Genomic DNA, 3,847 nt, shown 5'->3' with positions numbered 1-3,847 from the left:
GTGCGCGTCGTCGGGCCTTCCAGGAAGGCGCTCGTGCCGCTGTACGGGGTGTAGTTCTGCTGGATGAAGTCGCGGACGTCGACCGCGGTTTCCCAGCGTCCGCCGGCAAAGCCTTCCCAGGGGTTGGTGCGGCTGGTGACGATGGTCATGGTATTCATTTGGATTCCTTAAACGAAAACTGCTTGTTGGCGTTTCGCGAGGTCCCGGCCGGGTGGGCCGGGACCCTTATTTGTTGTTATTCGTGGAAAACGTCGTGGAGGGGACCTTAGGCGTGCGCTGCCGTCAGGTCAGCGGGAATCGCCTTGGATTCACCGCGGGCCTTCCACAGAACCAGCCAGCGCTTCACCGAGGCCACCATGATGACCATGCCGAGAACCAGCATGACCGAGGCGATGACACCGTTGAAGACGTTGTAGCCCTTGGCTGCGCTGTTCAGGTATACGTTGGTAATCATCCAGTAACCGGCATAGTTGACGGTCACGAACAGGTACGCCAGAGGAACAAGGCAGGTCAGCACGTAGGCACGCTTGGCCGACATCCGCAGGATGATGGTCGCGCCGATCATCAGACCGATCGAAGCCATCAGCTGGTTGGAGACCCCGAACAGCGCCCACACCGAGCCGATGTCACCGGACAGCAGCAGGTAGCCCCAGAGCACGCAGGCGATGACGCTGGCGGTGATGGCCGCGGCAACCGAGTCCAGCTTCTTCATCGCCGGGAAGAAATCGCCCAGCAGGTCCTGGATCAGGTAGCGCGAGACGCGGGTGCCCGAGTCGACGGCGGTCAGGATGAACACCGCCTCGAACATGATCACGAACTGGAAGAAGTAGGCGGCCAGCTCGGTGAACCACGAGATCTTCGTGAAGATGTAGGTCATGCCGACGGCCAGCGTGACGGCACCACCGGTGCGGCCGACGAGGTCGATGCCCATTTCCTGGCTCAGGTGCGGCAGGTCCACGACCGTCATGCCCAGGGTCTTGAAGACTTCAGGCGAAGAGTTGATCGCGAAGTAGTCGGCCGGGTGCAGCGAGGTCGCGGCGATCAGGGCCATGACACCGACCAGGCACTCGGCCAGCATCGCACCGAAGGCCACCGGACGGATGTCGGTCCACTTGTCGACCAGCTTGGGCGTGGTGCCCGAGCCGATGAAGGCGTGGAAGCCGGAGATGGCACCGCAGGCGATCGTGATCGAGATGAACGGCCAGACCGAACCCTTCAGGATCGGGCCACCGCCATTGATGAACTCGGTCACCGCCGGGAACTGGATCGTCGGGTTGATGAAGATCACGCCCACGACCAGCGCCAGGAAGACGCCGACCTTCATGAAGCTGGACAGGTAGCCACGCGGGGTGAGCAGCATCCAGACCGGCAGCGCGGTGGCGAAGAAGGCGTAGATCGGCAGCGCCCAGCTGACGGTCGTCTTGTTCAGCGTCAGCCAGTCGCCCAGCGCCGTGCCGGCGAGGTGCGGACCGACGGCGACGGAGGCGGCGACGGCGGCGACACCGACGTAGGTGGCCCACTTGGACGAACCGAAGTAGCGTTCATACAGCCCGAGCGCGATGGCGATCGGCACCGTCATGAAGACCGCGAAGGTGCCCCAGGCGTTGCGCTCCAGCGCGTGCACGACCACGATGGACAGACCGGCCATCGTGATCGTGATGATGAACAGCATCGCCAGGCCCGTGCTCCAGCCGGCGACCGGCCCGAGTTCGGCCTTGGCCACTTCGGAGAGCGACTTGCCCTGGTGCTTCATCGATGCGAAGAGCACGACCGTGTCGTGCACCGCGCCGCCGATGACGGCCCCGACGAGCAGCCAGAGGAAGCCCGGCAGATACCCGAACTGGGCCGCGAGAACCGGGCCGACGAGCGGGCCGGCCGCCGCGATGGCGGCGAAGTGCTGGCCCGCATTGACCCATTTTTTCGTCGGGACGTAATTCTTGCCGTCCTCGAGTTGGTGCGCGGGGGTGATTTCCTTGTCGTCCGCTGCAAGCACCTTGCGCACGAAGAATATCCCGTAGAAGCGATATGCCAGGGCGAGTACGCAAACAGCGATGACGACGAAATAGATGGCTTGGTCCATTTCTATTTCCATCCGGTTGGTTGATCGATCGTAGTGTCGGAACGTTTGTCTGACGGGAGCCATCCTAGGAGTCGCCCGGACGCCCGCGGGGCTTTCACGCCAGCGGTACCGTCGGAACCCTGAACGGTGAAATCGCAGGTGCCAGTGGCGGCCCCAAAAACGCCTTCAGAGATTCCACCGGGACGATTTGCAATACCTCAAGCCGGGGCCCCTCCGGCGGTTATTTCGCGCCAGCGGTCGGCAGCGCCGGGCGAACGGTCGCCAGACGCGGGCGAACGGCGCCGGCGGCCCGACGAAGGCCTCGCGGCGGCGGGCTCAAGCGGGCTGCGGTTACAGTCGCCCCCGGGTGCCGCGGAGACCTCCGCGGCAGGTTCACGCGCAGGTCGGGCCGCCGCGCGGTCCTCTGCCGCCCTCCGGATGAACCACCCCGCCGTCGACACGGTGGCCGCGATCGTTTTTGCCATCGCGCTGCTGCACACCTTCTCCGCGCGCCACTTCGAGCGCCTGTCGCACCGGTTCCCGCGCCATGCGGGGCTGCTGCACCTGCTGGGCGAGGTCGAGGTCGTGTTCGGCTTCTGGGCCATCGTGCTGGTGCTGCTGCTGGCCTTCGTCGTCGGCCCGGCGGCGGCGATCGACTACGCCGAGTCGCGCAACTACACCGAGCCGCTGTTCGTCTTCGTCGTCATGGTGGTCGCCGGCTCGGGCCCGGTGCTGACCGCGGTGCGCAGCCTGGTCGACACGGCGGCGGCGCGCCTGCCGCTGCCGCGTGCGCTGGCCGTCACCTGGCTCGGCCTGGGCGTGGTGCCGCTCAGCGGCTCGCTGGTCACCGAGCCGGCGGCGATGACGATCGCGGCGCTGACGCTGGCGCCGCTGGTGTTCCGGCGCGACGTGCCCGAGCGCATCAAGTACCTGGCGCTGGGCGTGCTGTTCGTCAACATCTCGATCGGCGGCACGCTGACGTCCTACGCCGCGCCGCCGGTGCTGATGGTGGCCTCGGCCTGGAACTGGGACAGCGCCTTCATGCTGCAGACCTTCGGCTGGAAGGCGGCGGCCGCGGTGATGCTCAACGCCACCGTCGCGACCTGGCTGATGCGCCGTTCGCTGCGCTCCGACCCGATGGCGGCCGCGCCGCTGCCGCAGCCGCCGCTGGCCGTGGTGATGGTGCACCTGGCGGTGCTGGCCATGATCGTGATGCTGGCGCACCACCCGGTGGCCTTCCTGGCGCTCTTCCTGCTCTTCCTGGGCTTCACCCAGGCCTACGAACGCCACCAGAGCCCGCTGCTGGTGCGCGAGGCCCTGCTGGTGGCCTTCTTCCTCGCCGGGCTGGTGGTGCTGGGCGGTCTGCAGGCCTGGTGGCTGCGGCCCATCGTCGAGTCGCTCGAGCCGGTGGCGCTGTTCTTCGGCGCGCTGACGCTGACCGCGGTGACCGACAACGCGGCGCTGACCTACCTCGGCTCGCTGATTCCCGGCATCTCCGACGAGGCCAAGTACATGCTGGTGGCCGGCGCGGTGGCCGGCGGCGGGCTGACCGTGATCGCCAATGCCCCCAACCCGGCCGGTGTCGCGCTGCTGCGGCGCGGCTTCGCCGACGAGAGCATCGGCGCCGGCGGGCTGCTGCTCGGCGCGCTGGGGCCCACCGTCGTCGCCGCCGCGGCGCTGCTGCTGCTCTAGATGTGAAGCTTCAATAGGTTGTTGCGGGTGTTCACCCGGAGAGGTTCTGAGAGACTGGAAATCGCCAAACCCCCAGTCCACTCAACAACCGAATCC

The 3,847-nt window shown here is 66.7% G+C and carries 2 protein-coding genes; one reads left to right on the top strand and one right to left on the bottom strand.

The genetic code is table 11. The features are described 5' to 3' along the window. Positions 1 to 265: 265 nt before the first annotated feature. On the bottom strand, positions 266 to 2,080 hold the full coding sequence (locus EV684_RS23840; RefSeq protein ID WP_132649831.1) for a carbon starvation CstA family protein: 1,815 nt from the start codon (positions 2,078 to 2,080) through the stop codon (positions 266 to 268). Between the two features lie 417 nt (positions 2,081 to 2,497). Between EV684_RS23840 and EV684_RS23835 the strand changes: the two genes are divergently transcribed. After that, entirely contained in the window at positions 2,498 to 3,751 is a 1,254-nt protein-coding gene (locus EV684_RS23835) for a putative Na+/H+ antiporter (protein WP_132649830.1), read from the top strand. The last annotated feature ends 96 nt before the right edge of the window (positions 3,752 to 3,847 follow it).

It is taken from the genome of Rubrivivax gelatinosus (genome assembly GCF_004340905.1).
GTDB lineage: Bacteria > Pseudomonadota > Gammaproteobacteria > Burkholderiales > Burkholderiaceae_C > Rubrivivax > Rubrivivax gelatinosus.
The sequence above is the reverse complement of the archived record's forward strand: the minus strand, read 5'-3'. Positions and strand labels throughout refer to the sequence as shown.